This is a genomic window from Streptomyces sp. ATCC 21386, assembly GCF_018728545.1.
Classification (GTDB): domain Bacteria; phylum Actinomycetota; class Actinomycetes; order Streptomycetales; family Streptomycetaceae; genus Streptomyces.
On the sequence record NZ_JAAVVL010000001.1, the window covers coordinates 2,790,208 to 2,807,599 of the forward strand.

A 17,392-nucleotide genomic window follows, 5' to 3' on the forward strand; every position below is an offset into this window, starting at 1 on the left:
TCCCCGATAAGCATTCCTGATGAGAACTCCTGATGAGAACTCGTGATGGGCACTCCTGATGGACAGCTCTGTGGGCAGTTCTGATGAGGTCGCCGACGAACCGGCGGCCGCCCGATGCGCGATCCTGTCCGCCATGGACCCGCATCTGCTGCGTACGTACGTCACCGTGGCCCGGCTCGCCTCCTTCTCCGAGGCCGCGCGCGAGCTGGGCTACACCCAGTCCGCGGTGTCCCAGCACATTGCCGCGCTGGAGCAGGACCTCGGTGCCCCGCTGCTGACCCGGCGCCCCGTGCTGCCCACGGCGGCCGGCGAGCGGCTCCTCGAACACGCCGGGCCCCTGCTGCTGCGCCTGGAGGCGGCCCGCGCCGACGTCGTCCGGATCGCGTCCGCGCCCGAGCACGGGCTCACCCTCGCGGTCACCCCGACGGCCCTCGGCCCCCGTGTCCTCGCCGCGCTGCCCGCCGCCGGCGTGACCCTGCGGACCCTCGCCCGCGACGAGATCCCGGCGGCCGTCGCCACCGGCGCCGCCGACCTCGGTCTGGTCGACGGGCTCGCCGCCCCCAGCGACCCCCTCCGGCTCCCCGACGTGGCGCCCCTGACCACCCGGGGCGTCGGCGAGGAACCCGTCTGCGTCCTGCTGCCCGCCGACCACCCCTTCGCGCGCCGCCCCGGCCTCCGCCTCACCGACCTCGTCGACGCCCGCTGGCTCGACGCCCCCGGCGCCGGTCTCCCGCTGGACCGGCTCCGCACCGCGAGCGGCACCGGCGGTGTCCGCACCGCCCTCCGCTACGAGGGCACCGACTTGCGCACCCTCACCACCCTCGCCGCCGCCGGACACGGACTGACCGTCCTGCCGCGCGGCTTCGCCGCCGACGTCCCCGGCGCGGTCGCCGTGCCCCTCGTCGCACCACGCCTCGTGCACCGTACGGAGATCGTCCACGGCGGAACGCCCGGCGGCGCGGCGGCGGCACTGGTGCGGGAGCTGACCGGGGCGGAGCAGCTCTAGATGCCTCATGCGACGGGCCGAGCAGCGCTGGACGCCCTCATGTGACGGGGCGTCAGTCTCACTCTTTCGTGGCTCGTCGTGCCGTGGTGCCCCGGGTAGGTCTCCGGCCGGAGGTGGCCACCATGGAACAGACAGCGTTGCGGCCCAAACCCATGCCGGGCGGGGAGCCCTGCGGCGACCGCCCGTCCGGCCCGACCCGGCGCCCGCACGCCGCGCCCCGCCGCGCCCGGCAGCGACTCGTCACCCTGCTGCTCGCCCTGGCCGCCTGCGTCGCCCTCGTCCTGTCGGGCGTCGGTCTGGGCACGATGGGCGCCACGGTGATCGGCATGAGCAGACTCGCGGAACTGCGGGAGCGGGCGGCGGGCGAGCGAGGAGCTGCCACCCGCCCCGACCCCGACGACCGGGCGCGGAGCGGCGTGCCCAAGTCGACCCCGGGGCAGGGGAGTTCGCTGTCGCCGGGCACCGGCGCGCCCACCCGCCCCACCCTCGGTGTCGAAGCCGTCGACGTGCCCGCATCCGCATCCGCATCGGCACCCGAAGCCGCCCCCGCAGCCACACCCTCCGCCGCCCCCACGTCCGCGGGGGGCGCGGGTCGCGGCGCCCTCGTCGTCGGTGTCCACGTCCCCGGCCCCGGCCACGCGGCCGGCCTGGTCCGTGGGGACACCGTCCTCGCCCTGGGCGGCACCCGGACCGGCTCGGCCTCCGACCTGGCGCGGGCCGTCGCCGCCGCGCGCCCCGGGGTGGCCCTGAAACTCCTCGTGCGCCACGCGAACGGCACCCGGCAGTACCTGGTCGCCGTCCCGGGCGTCGTGACCTGAGTGGCCCCGCCGCCCCCTACACGGCCACCCTGAAGTGACTGGTCAGCCGCCCCTCGTCGTCCAGGACATGGAAGGCGAACCCGGGCGGGGCCTCCCGGTCCGCTACCGCGTCGCCCTCCCAGGGCAGCCGCAGCGTCCAGGTGACCCCGGGGCCGACGACCAGCGGGCGCCCGGCGAAGGTGGTCGCGGCCGGTGTGTGGGCGTGACCGGTGATGATCCCCACGATCTCCGGCCGGCGTTCCAGCAACCGGCCGAGCTTCGCGGGCCGGCCCAGTCGGTACCGGTCCGGGAGCGGGTGGTGGAGCGCCACCGGCGGGTGGTGGAAGGCGAGCAGGACGGGCCGGTCGCCGTCGAGCCCGTCCAGGGTCTCCTCGATCCAGGCGTGGGTCTGCGCGTCCAGTTCGCCCTCGTCCTGCCCCGGGATGCTGGTGTCGCACATCAGGACGGCCGCGTCCGGGAAGACGTGCACGCTGTTGACCGGTCCGTCGGTGGGCGGCTCCCCGAGCAGCGCCTTGCGATAGGGGGCCCGGCTGTCGTGGTTGCCCGGACAGGTCAGCACCGGGAAGGGCGCCGCGCTCCCGCGCAGCCCCAGCAGACGGGCCGCCTCCTCGTACTCGGCCTCGGTGCCGTGGTCCGCGATGTCCCCCGTCACCAGCAGCGCGTCCACCGGTCCCGGCAGCCCCCACAGCAGATCCCGCACCCGCTCGGCCCGCCGGGCGGCCCGGTCGCTCCCGTCCAGATGCAGATCACTGATGTGTGCGAGTACGAGCATCGTCGTACGCCTCCCTCGGGCGTCGCCTTAATGGAACACTCGAATCCAAGCATTAGTGCTAATGGAAAAGCAACGCGCAAGCATTAGAGCGGGGGGTGGGGGAGAACTCGGCGGCGGTGCGGAACGCACTGGTCGGAGCCGACGCCCGGGTCGTACGACAGTTGACGCCGCGCGCCAATCGGCTCGCGTGCGGTGCGGCGGAGGGGCAGGATGCTGCCCGTAGCCCCAGGGAACTCCGAGCACACGGAGGCATGGATGAGCGCCGCCTTCACCACCGACGACCACCGGGCCCGGATGCGCCGCGCGGCGCGGGCCGCAGCGGACGCCGGGCTCGACGGGCTGCTGGTCGCGCCCGGCCCGGACCTGGTGTGGCTGACGGGGCACCGGCCGCCCGAGACCGAGCGGCTGACGATGCTGGTGCTGCGCGACGGTGCGGACCCGGTGCTGGTGGTCCCCACCCTGGAGGCCCCCGACGCCGCCGGGGCACCCGGCGGACCCGCTCTGACCCTGCGCGACTGGACCGACGGCCAGGACCCCTACGAGGCGGCCGTCTCCGTCCTCGGACCCCGCGGGCGCTTCGGTGTCAGCGACAACGCCTGGGCCCTGCACCTGCTGGGCCTTCAGCGTCTGCTGCCGGGCACGGTGTTCGTCGCGCTCACCGAGGCGCTGCCCATGCTCCGGGCCGTGAAGGACGCCGCGGAGCTGGAGCTGATGGCGGCGGCCGGCGCGGCGGCCGACCGGGCGTACGAGGAGATCCGGCAGGTGCCCTTCGCCGGGCGCCGCGAGAGAGACGTCGCCGCCGATCTCGCCGAACTGCTGCGGCGGTTCGGACACTCCCAGGTGGACTTCACCATCGTCGCCTCCGGCCCGAACGGCGCCAACCCCCACCACGAGGCGGGCGACCGGGTCATCGGGCACGGCGACATGGTCGTCCTCGACTTCGGCGGCCTCAAGGACGGCTACGGCTCCGACACCTCCCGTACGGTCCACGTCGGCGAACCGGCCGCCGAGGAGCGCGAGGTGCACGACCTCGTGCGGGCCGCCCAGGAGGCGGGGTTCCGCGCCGTACGTCCCGGCGCGGCCTGCCAGGACGTCGACCGGGCCGCCCGCGCCGTCATCGTCGAGGCCGGCTACGGCGACCGCTTCATCCACCGCACCGGGCACGGCATCGGCGTCACCACCCACGAGCCGCCGTACATGATCGAGGGGGAGGAACGGCCCCTGGTGCCCGGCATGTGCTTCTCGGTCGAACCCGGTGTCTACCTGCCGGGCCGCTTCGGCGTCCGCATCGAGGACATCGTGACGGTCACGGAGGACGGCGGCCGGCGTCTCAACACCACATCGCGGGAGATGGCGGTGGTCGAGTGACCCTCCCCGTACCCCCGATCCCCTGACCCCCGGACGACGGCGCGACCATGACCCAGGCACCGACACCCACCGCGGACAGCGTCCGCAGACTGGTCCGTTCCCTGCTGAAGAACGGGGAGGGCAGGCCCGGCGGCAAGGGCGCGGGCGGCCCCGACGTGCGACCCGTCGCCGGGGACGACACGCACAGCACCTGGTGGGTCGGCACCCGCCACGTCCTTCGCCTCGTGACCGACCGGCACGGCGTCGGGCGGCAACTACGCGAACTGCGGCTGCGGGACCTGGTCCGCCCGCACATCGGCGTCGCCGTCCCGGTGAGCGTGGCGCACGGCGAGTGGTCCGGCGGGCTCACCTACACACTGGACACGCGGCTGGCCGGGGGCACGGCCGAGGAGCACGAGGTGTCCGCCGTGGGCGAGGCCGACCTGGCGGCGCTCCTCACGGGGCTGCGCGAGGTGCCGCCGCGACAGGCCGATGCGCTCGGGGTGCCGCGGCTCGCCCCGCGTCCGCTGGAGGCCCTGCGGGCGGCTGCTGGGCGGGCGGCGCGCCGTCTCGCCGAGGCGGACGAGTTCGACGCGGGGCGGCTCGGGCAGCTGACGTCGGCGACGGCGGCGCAGCTGACCGCGCCGGCCGCCGTCCTGGTCCACCACGGGCTCACCGGCGACCACCTCGTCGTCAGCGCCGACGGCCGGGTCCGGGGGGTGCTCGGCTGGACCGACGCGGCCGTCGGCGACCCCGCCGAGGACATCGCCGGACTCGCCGCGGCCGTCGGCTCACCGGCCGCCGTCCGAGCCGCGACGCTGGCCGGCTACGGCGTCCGCCCCTGTCTGCGCGGGCTCTGGCTGGCCCGCTGCGACACGGTCGTCACCCTCGCGGAGGCTCTTCAGGGGCGCGCCGCCGCACCCCTTCCCGTCCTCCGCCACCGGCTGCGTCGCGCGTGGGAGCCGATCCTGCTGGAGAGGGTGACGGATCTGCGCGGTGAGGACTGACGAAGCAGCGCCTCAGGGTGCGGGGGCGCGCGTCACAGGGCGGCCGCGCGTCGGAGGGCGGCCGCGCGTCGGAGGTGGCTGATCGCGCAGCCCCGCGCCCCCGAAGGGGCCTGCGGCCCCTGGTCGCCTCACGCCACCATGAGCACCACGCACGACTCCCCACCGACGGTCAGCACCCCGTCGGCCCCCGGGGCCTCCACCGGATCCCATGCCGCGAGGACCCGCGCGTGGGGCACTCCGACCGGGATCTCGGCCGTCTCCTTGCCCAGGTTCAGCGCCACGAGGACGTCGCCCCGGCGGAAGCCGAACCACCGGGCCTCCTCGTCGAAGGCGACCTTGACGTCGGAGAGGTCGGGGTCGGAGAGATCGGGCAGGGAGTGACGGAGGGCGATGAGGGTGCGATACCACGACAGCATCCGGGCGTGGGGCTCGCGCGCGGGCTCGGACCAGTCGAGGCAGGAGCGGTCGCGGGTCGCGGGGTCCTGGGGGTCGGGGACGTCCTCCTCGGCCCAGCCGTGCTCGGCGAACTCCCGGCGCCTGCCCCGCCGTACGGCCTCCGCGAGCTCCGGATCGGTGTGGTCGGTGAAGAACTGCCAGGGCGTGGAGGCGGCCCATTCCTCACCCATGAAGAGCATGGGCGTGAAGGGGCCGGTGAGGACGAGCGCCGCCGCGCAGGCCAGCAGGCCGGGGGAGAGGATCGCAGCGAGCCGGTCGCCCTGGGCGCGGTTGCCGATCTGGTCGTGGGTCTGGCTGTAGCCCAGCAGCCGGTGCGCGGAGACGCTCGTACGGTCCAGGGGGCGGCCGTGGCAGCGCTCCCGGAAGGACGAGTACGTGCCGTCGTGGAAGAAGCCGCCCGTCAGGGTCTTCGCCAGGCCCGCCGGGCCCGCGTGCGCGAAGTCCGCGTAGTAGCCCTGGGACTCCCCGGTCAGCGTGGTGTGCAGGGCGTGGTGGAAGTCGTCGTTCCACTGGGCGTGCAGGCCCAGTCCGCCGCGTGCGCGCGGGGTGATGAGGCGCGGGTCGTTGAGGTCGGACTCGGCGATCAGGAACAGCGGTCGGCGCACCTCCTCGGCGAGCGCGTCCACCGCCGTCGACAGCTCCTCCAGGAAGTGCAGGGCCCGGGTGTCCTTGAGCGCGTGGACCGCGTCCAGCCGCAGCCCGTCGAGGCGGTAGTCGCGCAGCCAGGCGAGCGCGCTCTCCCGGAAGTACGCCCGCACCTCGTCCGAGCCGGGCGCGTCCAGGTTCACCGCCGCGCCCCACGGCGTGTGGTGCCGCTCGGTGAAGTACGGCCCGAAGACGGGCAGGTAGTTGCCGGAGGGGCCCAGATGGTTGTGCACGACGTCGAGCACCACCCCGAGGCCCAGTTCGTGGGCCGCGTCCACGAACCGCTTCAGCGCCTCGGGACCGCCGTACGGTTCGTGCACGGCCCACAGCGAGACGCCCTCGTAACCCCAGCCGTGCGTCCCGGGGAAGGGGCACAGCGGCATCAACTCGACGTGGGTGACGCCCAGTTCGGTGAGGTGCCCAAGGCGTTCGGCCGCCGCGTCCAGGGTGCCCTCGGGTGTGTACGTGCCGACGTGCAGCTCGTAGAGGACCGCGCCCGGCAGCCCGCGTCCGGGCCAATCCGAACGCCAGGTGTACCGCCCCTGGTCGACGACCGCGCTCAGTCCGTCGGGGCCGTCCGGCTGCCGGCGCGAGCGCGGGTCGGGGCGCACCGGACCGTCGTCGACGGCGAATCCGTAGCGTGTGCCGTCCGACGCCTCCGCCTCGGCCGTCCACCAGCCCGGCCGTCCCGGATCGCGCTCCATGGCGTGCGTGGCGCCCGCCCGGTGGAGGGTAAGACGGTCGGCCTGCGGTGCCCACACCTCGAACTGCACGGAACGGTTCTCCCTCGGCTGCCGGTCGTGGTCCTGGGTAGTCAGGGGGTTGCTCGTCCATCGTGGAGCAAACGAGATCGTCGCGCGCTCGGATCGGTGCTTTTGCCGCGCGAGTCGCAGTCGTCCACCCGCATGTCCGCGGATGGTCACCGTTTACGGGTTGTCTGGACACCTCCCGCCCCGCTGACCGACAATCACACGCGTGACGTCGTCCTTCGAGTTCCACACGTACCCCGCGCGGCTGTCGGACGCGGAGCGCGACCGCGCGCTGAGGGTGCTCCGTGACGGTGTCGCGCTCGGCCGTCTGTCGCACGACACGTTCATCCGGCGGATGGAGCTGGCTCTCGTCGCCCGCCGCTCCGACGAACTCGCCGTGCTCACCGCCGACCTGCCCGTGGAGAACCGCTGGTCCCGGCTGGTGCTCGGCACCGTGGGCGCGATCTCCGGCTTCGGTGTGAAGCTGCGCCGGGCCTGGCAGGCCGAGCGGCTCCCCAAGCTCCAGCTGCCGCACCCGGCGGGCGGCCACGCCCTGCGCATAGGCCGCGACCCGGCGAACGGGCTCCGGCTCAGTCACGAGACGGTCTCCCGAGTGCACGCCGAGCTGAGCCGGCAGGGCGGCTTGTGGATCCTGCGCGACCTCGGCTCCACCAACGGCACCACCGTCAACGGCCGTCGGGTGATCGGCGCGGCCGTCGTCCGCGACGGCGACCAGGTGAGTTTCGGCCGGATGGTCTTCCGCCTCTCCTCCGAATGACCTTGTGACCGGCCCCACGACAAAGCTCTGGCCTGGGATTTACGCAGCGAGTTTGTCAACCTTCCTTCTCTTGCGGGGTGTTGACGTACGTTCTCGGCCATGACTGACTGTGCTTACACCATGCACACCAGGTGAACCGACGGCACCACATTCGTGGAGGTGTGCCCTGCCGCCACTCCTCCGCTACCCGACCGTCGACGAGCTGTCCGCCCGCGCCGCCGCCCTCGTCGCCCGCCATCCGCACCGCGCCCGACTCCGCCGCGTGGGCACCTCACGGGCGGGCACCCCGATGTGGCTGCTCTCCGTCGGGCACGGCAGCCGCCACACCCTGATCGTCGCCGGCCCGCACGCCAACGAGCCCGTGGGCGGCGCCACCGTCCTCCGGCTCGCCGAACGGGCCCTGGCCGACCCCCGGTTGAGCGACGCCGCCGACACCACCTGGAACCTGCTGCTGAGCCTCGACCCCGACGGCTCCCGCCGCAACGAGGGCTGGCTCCGCGGCCCGTACACCCTCGACCACCACTTCCGGCACTTCTTCCGCCCCGGCTTCCTGGAACAGCCGGAATGGCTGCCCGACGGCGCGGCCGGCGCCGTGCTGCCGGAGACCCGATGCCTGCTCGACCTCCAGGACGAACTGCGGCCCTTCTTCCAGTGCTCGCTGCACGGCGTCGACGTCGGCGGCGGATTCGTCGAACTCACCCGGGAACTGCCGGGCCTCCCCGAACGCGTCGCCCGCATCGCCGCCCGCCTCGGCATCCCCCGCGAGCTGAGACCGTACGACACCCTGTACTGGCCCTGCCTCGGCCCCGCCGTCTACCGCATCCCGCCCCCGCGCCGGGGCGACCTGGCCGCCGCCATCACCGAGGCGGCCGTCGAGTCCACCTGGTTCCACCCGCACCGCCACGGCACGGTCACCGCCGTCGTCGAGGCGCCGATGTGGGGCGTGGCCGCCGTCGAGGACGCCTCCCCGGCGCCGGACGCCGACGCCGTACTGCGCACCGTCAGCCGTGCCCTGCGCCACGACACCCGGCTCCTGGAGGACCTCCTCACCCGCGTCCGCCCCTCGGTGAGCGGGACCCCGGACGCGGCCAGGATGCTCGCTCCGGTCGACGACTACGTCCTGGTCTGGCCGGGCCTCGCCGACGCCTGGGACCCCGACGTCCACACCACCGCCCGGCCGCTGCCGCCGCTCGACACCGCCCGGCTCACCACCCTGGCCCTCTCCGGCCGCCGGGTCGCCCTGCGCACCGCCGGGCTGCTGCACCAGCTGGTGACCCGAGCCGGTCACGACCCGGCCGGCGTACTGCCCGAGTTGGACCGCCTGATCGACGAGTGGTGCGCCGACTACCGCGACGGCCACGGTGCCCGCTGGATCCCCGTGGCCCGCCAGGCGGAGTACCAGGCCCGTGTGGTCCTCGCCGCGTTCGAACTGGCGGCCGGCAGCCCGCACCCGTCCGGGCCCTCCTCGCAGGGGCCCTGCACGGACAGCCGTGCGGATTCCCGAGCGGACCCGCGAGCGGACCGCCGTGCGGATTCCCATTCGGGTGAGCAGGGATGGAGTTCCGAGCCCGCCGTGCCGATGCACCGGGAATGACGAACCCGACCCACGCGGTACGCGGCTGCCTGCTCGCCGCTCTCGCCCTCCTCACCCTCGGCGCCTCCGCCCCCGACCGGACGACCGCCGTCCAGGGCGACTGGCTCTACGTCACCGTCACCCGGGGCGACGCCCGCTCCTCCGACACCCGCGGCACCCTCCTCCTCTGCGACCCGCCCCAGGGCCACGGCCGGGCCGCCGAGGCGTGCGCGGAACTCCGCCGGACCGACGGCGACATCACCCGCATCCCTCACCGGAACGCCATCTGCACCGAGATCTACGCCCCCGTGAGGGCCTCGGCGGAGGGCCAGTGGGGCGGCAGACCGGTCACCTACGAGCAGACGTTCGCGAACCCGTGCGTGATGGCGGCCCGCACGGGCGCGGTGTTCGCGCTGTCGAGTTAGCGGGGCGCCCCCGAAGGGGTGCGGGGAACTGCGCGACCGGCCTCGACGCTCCCGCACCCGCCCGACGACATGACGAGGCATCCCGGAAGGCGCACCGCGCACACCAGGCACCCTCCCTCAACCCTTCATCTCAACCCTTCATCTCACCCCGCGCACACGCCGCCGCCGCCAACACCGTCCGCACCTGGTGCTCGACCTGGTCGCCCACCGGCACCCACCGTGCGCGGAACCGCTCGGTGAAGGACTCGCACCACTCGGCGACGAGCCCTTCCAGGAGCGGCGCCCCCGGGTCGCCGGCCTCCCTCAGCACCCGCAGCAGCATCGCCGCCGCCCGCAGCGGAAGCCGGCGCCCGAACGCGTCCACACTGCCCACGTACGCCGTCGACAGATCCGCGGGCGGTCCGTCCCTCCAGTCCCGGGCCAGCCCCGGCACCAGCGCCAGCGCCCACCGGGCGGCCCGCAGCAGCGGTCCCTCGGGCCCCGGCAGCCGGGGCAGCGCCTCGGCGAGGACCCCTTCCACCCGGCCCGCGTCCGTCAGCAGCCGCCGGGACAGGTGCCGCAGCGCCGCCGCCGGGGCCGGGTGCGGGGCGGTGTCGTCCACCAGGTCGCTCGCCCACATCGGCACCTCGACGACCGCCGTCAGACCGCCGTACCGGTGAGCGTGGTACCAGGTGCTGTGCCGGGCGTCGTCCGGCATGCTCGGGTACGCCGCGAGGCCGCCGGGCCGCGGCATCACGAACACCCCGGGCCCGGACACCGGCCAGCCGGCGGCGTCCGACGCGCCCCTCTCCACCGGTATCCCCAGCTCGGCCGCGGACTTGGCGAACGGTTCGGCGAGGCCCGGCACGTCCCTGGTCAACTGCACCCAGCTGCCGCCCAGATCGGTGCCGTGCAGGGTCACCTGGAGGTAGGGCCGCAGCTCGTCCAGCACACCCATCAGGGCGTGCGTCTCGGGCGGCAGCCGGTCCGGCGGCAGCACGGACGGCGACCACTCCGGCTGCTCCGGACCGGCCGGCCGGAAGAACCCGAGGTGGTAGTCGAGCAGGGTGCGCGGCAGGGGAGTGGTGTGCAGGCTGGCGCCGTCCGGGTCCGCGCAGAGCAGGAAGTGCCAGGACACCCCGGACCGCAACCGCTGCTCCCGAGCCACCCGTTCGGCCAGGGCGAGCACCGTGGAGCCGCCGGTCGGCTCATTGGCGTGGGCGCCCGCGACGACCAGGACGGCGCGTCTCGCACGCCCCACGGACAGCAGACGCAGCGGGCGGCCGGCACGCGAGGAGCCGATGCTCCGCAGAGCGCACAGCCCTGGCCGACGTGCCGTCAGGGCTTGTGCCGCCGACTCCAGTTCAGCCACCGTGGGATAACCGAGCTCCGACAGCAGACCCACCCCCGTCCCGTCCGCCTGACACCCGAGTCCGCGCGCCCGGCCGGGCCGGGCGGGGGACATACCCAGTGTCCCCGCGCGGCAGGGGCGGCGCCCAGGGGCGCCCAGTCGCATTCACCGTCCCCCGGTACGAGGTTCACCGCTACCCGGCCCGGGGAATGCCGCCACCCGGCACGGGGTGTCCCGCCACCCGGTGCGCGCGTCACGCCTCGACCCGCTCCAGCAGCGCGACCGGCAGGGCTTCGAAGAGTTCCGCCAGTCGCACCTCACCCGTGAACTCACGCCCCCCGCCCAGCACTTCGGCCCACCGCCCCGCGGGCAGCGTCAGCCGGGTGTCACCCCAGCCCCCGGCCTGCGCCAGCCGCAGCGACAACCGGGTCACCGCCGTGACCACCTCGCCGGATCGGCTGAAGGCGACACAGTGGTCGGCGCCCGCTCCCTGTGCCGGCAGCGGCGCGTACGTCGCCGTCTTCCCGAAGACCTCAGGCCGCCGCCCGCGCAGCCGCAGCGCCGCCCCGGTGAGCCGGAACTTCTCCGACCCCTCCTCGTGCGGAGCGAAGGCCCGCCGGTTGTCCGGGTCCACCAGGGCCCGGTACTCGGCCTCCGTCCCCTGGTACACGTCCGGCACCCCCGGCATCGTCAGCTGCACCAGGGCCGCGCCGAGAGCGTTCGCCCGCACATGGGGCGCCAACTCCTCGCGCAGCGCGGCGACCCGGGCGTCCAGGGCCGGTCCCCGCGCGACGAACTCCGCCACCTCCGCCTCGTAGGCGGGGTTCTGCTCGGTCCAGGAGGTGTGCAGACCGGCCTCCCGCACATGCTTCAGCAGGGCCCCCTGAAGCCGCTCCTCGGCGGCGGGGCCGAGCCCGAACGCCGTCTGCCAGGCCGCCCACGCCAGCTGCGGATCCGGCACTCCCGCGCCGTCCCGCGTCACTTCCCCCAGCAGTTCGGCCCACCGCCCGGGGCACTCCGCGAGCACCGCGATCGCCGCCCGTACGTCCGCGCTGCGCTTGGTGTCGTGGGTCGACAGCACGGTCCCGGTGGCCGGCCAGTCGCGCTGCACCCGCGCGCAGTAGGCGTGGAAGTCCTGGGGCGACACGGCCGGACTCCCCGGATCGCCCCCCACCTCGTTCGCCGACAGCAGCGGCACATAGCGGTAGAACGCCGTGTCCTCCACCGACTTGGCCCGCAGCGCCGACGAGGTCTGCGCGAACCGCGCCCGGAACTCCACCTCGTCCGGCCCGTCCCCCCGGCCCAGCACCAGATCCCGTACGGCGTCCACCGACCGGGCCTCCTCGGGCACCACGAACAGCGCGCGCGCCTCGGCCGCGGCCTCCTCGGTGACGACGAGGGAGGCGTCCTCGGAGGTGTACGGCCGGTACACCTCCATCCGTGCGAGCAGCTCGCACAGCGCGGTGCGCAGCGCCCAGGGCGCCTGGTCGCGCAGGGAGAGGTCCAGGGAGCGCTCGCACAGCCGGTGTGCCACCCGGGTGAGCCGCTCCACCTCCGCGACCAGCTCGTGCGTGAGCACCCGGTAAGCGGCCCTCCGCACGGTCGCGTCCCAGGTCCCGCCCCGGTCGGACTGCGCGGCCGTGAACCGCCGGTACTGGCCCAGCAGTTCACCGGCCCCCGCCGGATCGGTGAACAGCCCGTCGATGTGCCGCAGCGCGTCGTAGCCGGTGGTCCCCGCGACCGGCCACGCCCCGGGCAGCGCCTCCCCGTCGGCCAGGATCTTCTCGACGACGGTCCACCGCCCACCGGTCGCCTCGTGCAGCCGTCGCAGATAGGCGTCGGGATCGGCGAGCCCGTCGGGGTGGTCGACCCGCAGCCCGTCGACGACACCCTCGTCCAGCAGACGGAGGACCTTCGCATGGGTGGCGTCGAAGACCTCCGGCTCCTCGACCCGTACCCCGATCAGCTCGGAGATGCTGAAGAACCGCCGGTAGTTCAGCTCGGTGCGGGCCAGCCGCCACCACACCGGCCGGTACCACTGCGCGTCCAGCAGTTGCGGCAGCGGCAGCTTCTCGGTGCCCTCCCGCAGCGGGAACACATGGTCGTAGTACCGCAGCTCCCGCCCGTCCACCACGAACTGCTCGATCTCCGCGCCGAGCGGCCCGCCGAGCACCGGCAGCAGCACCCGGCCGCCCTGCGCCTCCCAGTCGATGTCGAACCACCGCGCGTACGCCGATTCCGGCCCCTCCCGCAGCACCTCCCACAGGGCCCGGTTGTGCCGGGGCGCCATGGCCATGTGGTTGGGGACGATGTCCAGGACGAGCCCGAGCCCGTGGTCGCGCGCGGTCCGGGCCAGCTCCCGCAGCCCCTCCTCGCCCCCGAGTTCCTCCCGCACGCGCCCGTGGTCGACCACGTCGTACCCGTGCGAGGACCCCGGCACGGCCTCCAGCACGGGGGAGAGGTGCAGATGCGACACACCGAGCGAGGCGATGTACGGCACGGCGGCCGAGGCGGCGGAGAAGGGAAAGCCGGGCTGAAGCTGAAGCCGGTAGGTGGCGGCAGGCACGACTGAAGTCATGGGTTCCTACGTACCCGCCATACGAGACTTGGAGCGCGTTGACACGCGAGGACGCGCGGTTTTCAGGGGCGCGGGCTGTGCCCATGTGCGGCTCCGCCGCGTGGGCGCGACCAGCCACGAACCACCCGCGCCCCGCAACGAACGGCCACCCCTGTGGCGAACCCCGCCCTACGTCGGCCTCCGGAACACCACCAGACTCCGGTCCACCAACTCCACCCGCTCCCCGGCCGCCACCTTCGGCCCGTCCGCAGGCACCGCGTCCTCCCGTCCCGTGTCCACCACCATCTGCCACTGCGGCCCGTGGTTCACCGGCACCACGAACTCCAGCGGCTGCGCGGACGCGTTGACCATCAGAAGGAACGAGTCGTCGCTGATCCGCTCGCCGCGCGGACCAGGCTCGGAGATCGCGTTCCCGTTCAGGAACACGCTCAGCGCCCCCGCCTGCGAGGAGTCCCAGTCCCGCTGCACCATCTCCCGCCCCTCGGGCGTGAACCAGGCGATGTCCGACAGCTCGTCGTGCGTGCCCTCCACGGGCCGTCCGTGGAAGAACCGACGCCGCCGGAAGACGGGGTGGTCCTTGCGCAGCCACACCATCGCCCGGGTGAACTCCAGCAGATCCCCGAAGACCCGACCGTCGCCGTCGCCGTCGCCTTCGTCCCCGTCCGCACCGGAGGGCCACGGCACCCAGGACACTTCGTTGTCCTGGCAGTACGCGTTGTTGTTGCCGCCCTGGGTCCGCGCGAACTCGTCGCCGTGGCTGAGCATCGGCACCCCCTGCGACAGCATCAGCGTCGCGATGAGGTTCCGCATCTGCCGGACCCGCAGCGCCGTCACCCCGGGGTCCTCCGTCTCGCCCTCGGCCCCGCAGTTCCAGGACCGGTTGTGGCTCTCCCCGTCCCGGTTGTCCTCGCCGTTGGCCGCGTTGTGCTTCTCGTTGTAGGAGACGAGGTCCCGCATCGTGAACCCGTCGTGGCAGGTCACGAAGTTGATGGAGGCCAGCGGGCGGCGCCCGTCGTCCTGGTAGAGGTCGGAGGAGCCGGTCAGCCGGGACGCGAACTCCGCGAGCGTGCGCGGCTCGCCCCGCCACAGGTCGCGCACCGTGTCCCGGTACTTGCCGTTCCACTCGGTCCACAGCGGCGGGAAGTTCCCCACCTGGTAGCCGCCCTCGCCGACGTCCCAGGGCTCGGCGATCAGCTTCACCTGGGAGACCACCGGGTCCTGCTGGACGAGGTCGAAGAACGACGACAGCCGGTCCACCTCGTGGAACTGCCGGGCCAGGGTCGCCGCGAGGTCGAAGCGGAACCCGTCGACGTGCATCTCGGTGACCCAGTACCGCAGCGAGTCCATGATCAGCTGGAGCACGTGCGGGGACCGCATGAGCAGGGAGTTGCCCGTGCCGGTCGTGTCCATGTAGTAGCGGGGGTCGTCCGTCAGCCGGTAGTACGACGGGTTGTCGAGCCCCTTGAAGGAGAGCGTGGGGCCCAGGTGGTTGCCCTCGGCGGTGTGGTTGTAGACCACGTCGAGGATGACCTCGATCCCGGCCTCGTGCAGGGCCCGGACCGCCGACTTGAACTCCAGCACCTGCTGGCCCCGGTCGCCCCAGGAGGCGTACGCGTTGTGCGGGGCGAAGAAGCCGATGGTGTTGTAGCCCCAGTAGTTGCTGAGGCCCATGTCGGCCAGCCGGTGGTCGTTCACGAACTGGTGTACGGGCATCAGCTCCAGCGCCGTGATGCCCAGTTCGGTCAGGTGTTCGATGATCGCCGGGTGGGCGAGCGCCGCGTAGGTGCCGCGCAGCTCCTCGGGCAGCCCCGGGTGGCGCATGGTGAGGCCCTTCACATGGGCCTCGTAGATCACCGTGTGGTGGTACTCGGTCCGGGGCCGCCGGTCGTCGCCCCAGTCGAAGTACGGGTTGACCACGACCGAGGTCATCATGTGCGGTGCCGAGTCGAGGTCGTTGCGCTTCTCGGGCGCCCCGAAGTGATAGCCGTACACCTCCTCCCCCCAGGTGACCGAGCCGCTGATGGCGCGCGCGTACGGGTCGAGCAGCAGCTTCGCGGAGTTGCAGCGCAGCCCCCGCTCCGGCGCGTACGGGCCGTGCACACGGAAGCCGTACCGTTGCCCCGGCATCACGCCGGGCAGGTACGCGTGCCGCACGAACGCGTCCGTCTCGCGCAGTTCCACCGCCGTCTCGGAGCCGTCGTCGTCCAGCAGACACAGCTCTACTCGGTGCGCGGCCTCCGAGAAGACCGCGAAGTTGGTACCGGCGCCGTCGTACGTGGCGCCGAGCGGATACGCCTGTCCAGGCCAGACCTGCATGGATACGACTCTTCCAGTTGTCGCGCGCCGCTGGGGGCGACTCCGGATGGAGTCTCCCCCAATCTGATGGAACCTCCTAGGACATACGTCCCTCCTGCCCAGAGTGGACACATCGTGACGCCCCGAGGGCCCCCGAGTCGGGTCCCGGTGGCCCGATCGCTATGAATCGGCTCACTCCCCACGCGGTAGCGCCCCGGAACGACCAAGTCACGTGCGGTAGTTGAGAAACGACCTGTCCATCCGGCTGTATCGTCACCCGCTACCGGAGTACCCTTCCTTGATCGTTGCGTAGGGGTGAGCTCGGGGGAGCGGAAGGCGGTGCGTGGGTGGGCTCGGGAGGGCTGGAGTTGCCTCCTGGTGACGCGGGCGACACGGGTCACGAGGGGGACCCCACGGATGTCCCACCCGGCGCGGTGTCCCTGGCGCGGCCGATGGAGCGGGGCTCCATCGGCCCGGAACTGGACTGGAACGCCGACGCCTGGCTCGAAGTGCGTACGCGCGCCCAGCGGGCCGGCCGCGCCTACATCTGGCTGAACCTCGTCGAGCAGCGGCTGCGTGCCGTGGTGGCCGCCGTGCTGCGGCCCGTCTACGAGCCCGTCCACGGCGACGACTGGGTGGTCGCCGCCGCCGGACCCGCCGGGCAGGAATGGGTGCAGCGGGCCGTCGCGGTCCGCGAGGTCAGCCGCCGCAAGGGCTATCTGCTCGACCCGGCCGACGACAACGTGCTGAGCTTCCTCACCCTGCCGCAGCTGCGTGAGCTGATGGTGCAGCACTGGCCCTGCTTCGAGCCGTACGTCGACGAGCGGCGCGACGTGGAACTGGCCCTGGACGAGCTGGAGGTCACCCGCAACGTCGTCTCCCGCAACCGGGCCCTGTCCGAGGCCGTCCTCGCCCAGGCCGAGCGCGCCTCCGCGAAGCTGCTGGAGATCCTGGGCGCCGGCAGCGACGTGCCCTCCGCGCGCCGGTTGCCCGTCGACGCGGTCGAGGACCTCGTCGGCGACCGGTACGCGGACGTCGTCGGCGTCCACCCCGACCGGGTACGGCTGCTGCGGCAGTTCCCCGCCGAGGACCTGTTCGGCGGGGCCCGCCGCCTCGACGCCATCGGCATAGGCCTGAACCTCCTCGTGCAGAACTTCTCCGGGCGCCGGCTGGTCCGGCTCGCCGAGTCCGGCTGCCGCGTGCGGCTGCTCTTCCTCAACCCCGCCTCCAGCGCCGTGAAGCGACGTGAGCGCGAACTCGGCATAAAGCGCGGCGAGTTGAGCCGTGCCGTGGAGATGAACATCCTCCATATGCGCCGAGTCCGCTCCCGACTGCGCGATCCCGGCGCCTTCGAGATCCAGGTCTTCGACGAGACCCCGCGCTTCACCGCGTACCTCGTCGACGGCGACGGCACGGACGGGGTCGCGGTCGTCCAGACCTATCTGCGGCGCACCCGGGGCATGGAGGCGCCCGTCCTCGTCCTGCGTGGCGGCAACCGTGTCCTCAAGGCGGACGAGAACGGCGAAGTCGGCCTTTTCGATACATACCGCGAAGAGTTCGAAGTGGCCTGGGCGGACTCCCGACCGGTCTCGTGACGGCCGTGGGAGAGGCCG

At 73.4% G+C, this 17,392-nt stretch carries 13 protein-coding genes; 8 read left to right on the plus strand and 5 right to left on the minus strand.

Annotated features, from left to right (window positions below):
• The first annotated feature begins 133 nt into the window (after positions 1-133).
• Both GWK25_RS12195 and GWK25_RS12200 read left to right on the plus strand, forming a co-directional pair.
• Positions 134-1,006 (plus strand): LysR family transcriptional regulator, encoded by an 873-nt coding sequence (locus GWK25_RS12195; protein WP_215457338.1) that lies wholly within the window; start codon positions 134-136, stop codon positions 1,004-1,006.
• 122 nt (positions 1,007-1,128) lie between these two features.
• Positions 1,129-1,824, plus strand: a complete 696-nt coding sequence (locus GWK25_RS12200; RefSeq protein ID WP_215449821.1) for a PDZ domain-containing protein — start codon at positions 1,129-1,131, stop codon at positions 1,822-1,824.
• A 16-nt stretch (positions 1,825-1,840) separates the two neighbouring features.
• Here GWK25_RS12200 and GWK25_RS12205 read toward each other — a convergent pair whose 3' ends face one another.
• Entirely contained in the window at positions 1,841-2,596 is a 756-nt protein-coding gene (locus GWK25_RS12205) for a metallophosphoesterase (RefSeq protein ID WP_215449822.1), read from the minus strand.
• Between the two features lie 255 nt (positions 2,597-2,851).
• On the opposite strand from GWK25_RS12205, the gene GWK25_RS12210 reads away from it, so the two are divergent.
• Both GWK25_RS12210 and GWK25_RS12215 read left to right on the plus strand, forming a co-directional pair.
• Entirely contained in the window at positions 2,852-3,964 is a 1,113-nt protein-coding gene (locus GWK25_RS12210; protein ID WP_215449823.1) for an aminopeptidase P family protein, read from the plus strand.
• Between the two features lie 47 nt (positions 3,965-4,011).
• Complete coding sequence (locus GWK25_RS12215) at positions 4,012-4,950, plus strand: aminoglycoside phosphotransferase family protein (protein ID WP_215449824.1); 939 nt, start codon at positions 4,012-4,014, stop codon at positions 4,948-4,950.
• A gap of 128 nt (positions 4,951-5,078) precedes the next feature.
• On the opposite strand, the gene treZ is transcribed toward GWK25_RS12215, so the two are convergent.
• The gene (treZ, locus tag GWK25_RS12220; protein ID WP_215449825.1) at positions 5,079-6,824 is read right to left on the minus strand and encodes a malto-oligosyltrehalose trehalohydrolase; all 1,746 of its coding nucleotides are present in this window, start codon (positions 6,822-6,824) and stop codon (positions 5,079-5,081) included.
• Positions 6,825-7,026: 202 nt separating this feature from the next.
• On the opposite strand from treZ, the gene GWK25_RS12225 reads away from it, so the two are divergent.
• The 3 genes from GWK25_RS12225 (at position 7,027) to GWK25_RS12235 (ending at position 9,576) form a co-directional block, all read left to right on the plus strand.
• On the plus strand, positions 7,027-7,578 hold the full coding sequence (locus GWK25_RS12225) for a DUF1707 and FHA domain-containing protein (RefSeq protein WP_215449831.1): 552 nt from the start codon (positions 7,027-7,029) through the stop codon (positions 7,576-7,578).
• Between the two features lie 166 nt (positions 7,579-7,744).
• On the plus strand, positions 7,745-9,172 hold the full coding sequence (locus tag GWK25_RS12230) for a M14 family zinc carboxypeptidase (protein WP_251829716.1): 1,428 nt from the start codon (positions 7,745-7,747) through the stop codon (positions 9,170-9,172).
• Positions 9,169-9,576, plus strand: a complete 408-nt coding sequence (locus tag GWK25_RS12235) for an SSI family serine proteinase inhibitor (RefSeq protein ID WP_215449835.1) — start codon at positions 9,169-9,171, stop codon at positions 9,574-9,576. The genes GWK25_RS12230 and GWK25_RS12235 overlap by 4 nt, the downstream gene beginning before the upstream one ends.
• A gap of 130 nt (positions 9,577-9,706) precedes the next feature.
• On the opposite strand, the gene GWK25_RS12240 is transcribed toward GWK25_RS12235, so the two are convergent.
• The 3 genes from GWK25_RS12240 to glgX all read right to left on the minus strand — a co-directional run bounded on the left by GWK25_RS12240 (position 9,707) and on the right by glgX (position 15,800).
• Positions 9,707-10,960 carry a M14 family zinc carboxypeptidase gene (locus tag GWK25_RS12240; protein WP_215457339.1) on the minus strand — a complete coding sequence of 418 codons (1,254 nt, stop codon included), beginning with the start codon at positions 10,958-10,960 and terminating at the stop codon, positions 9,707-9,709.
• 199 nt (positions 10,961-11,159) lie between these two features.
• The gene (gene treY, locus GWK25_RS12245; protein WP_215449837.1) at positions 11,160-13,484 is read right to left on the minus strand and encodes a malto-oligosyltrehalose synthase; all 2,325 of its coding nucleotides are present in this window, start codon (positions 13,482-13,484) and stop codon (positions 11,160-11,162) included.
• Between the two features lie 168 nt (positions 13,485-13,652).
• Positions 13,653-15,800, minus strand: coding sequence for a glycogen debranching protein GlgX (gene glgX, locus GWK25_RS12250; RefSeq protein WP_215449838.1), 2,148 nt, complete (start codon positions 15,798-15,800; stop codon positions 13,653-13,655).
• A gap of 326 nt (positions 15,801-16,126) precedes the next feature.
• Here glgX and GWK25_RS12255 point away from each other — a divergent pair, with 326 nt between their 5' ends.
• Positions 16,127-17,374: an SAV2148 family HEPN domain-containing protein gene (locus GWK25_RS12255; protein ID WP_215449840.1), complete on the plus strand. Its 1,248-nt coding sequence runs from the start codon at positions 16,127-16,129 to the stop codon at positions 17,372-17,374.
• Positions 17,375-17,392: the final 18 nt, after the last annotated feature.

Excerpts from the sequence above, each read along its gene's own strand:
- GWK25_RS12195 (WP_215457338.1), top strand. The coding sequence starts at position 134 with ATGGACCCGCATCTGCTGCGTACGTACGTCACCGTGGCCCGGCTCGCC.
- GWK25_RS12200 (WP_215449821.1), top strand. The coding sequence starts at position 1,129 with ATGGAACAGACAGCGTTGCGGCCCAAACCCATGCCGGGCGGGGAGCCC.
- GWK25_RS12205 (WP_215449822.1), bottom strand. The coding sequence starts at position 2,596 with ATGCTCGTACTCGCACACATCAGTGATCTGCATCTGGACGGGAGCGAC.
- GWK25_RS12210 (WP_215449823.1), top strand. The coding sequence starts at position 2,852 with ATGAGCGCCGCCTTCACCACCGACGACCACCGGGCCCGGATGCGCCGC.
- GWK25_RS12215 (WP_215449824.1), top strand. The coding sequence starts at position 4,012 with ATGACCCAGGCACCGACACCCACCGCGGACAGCGTCCGCAGACTGGTC.
- GWK25_RS12235 (WP_215449835.1), top strand. The coding sequence starts at position 9,169 with ATGACGAACCCGACCCACGCGGTACGCGGCTGCCTGCTCGCCGCTCTC.
- treY (WP_215449837.1), bottom strand. The coding sequence starts at position 13,484 with ATGACTTCAGTCGTGCCTGCCGCCACCTACCGGCTTCAGCTTCAGCCC.
- glgX (WP_215449838.1), bottom strand. The coding sequence starts at position 15,800 with ATGCAGGTCTGGCCTGGACAGGCGTATCCGCTCGGCGCCACGTACGAC.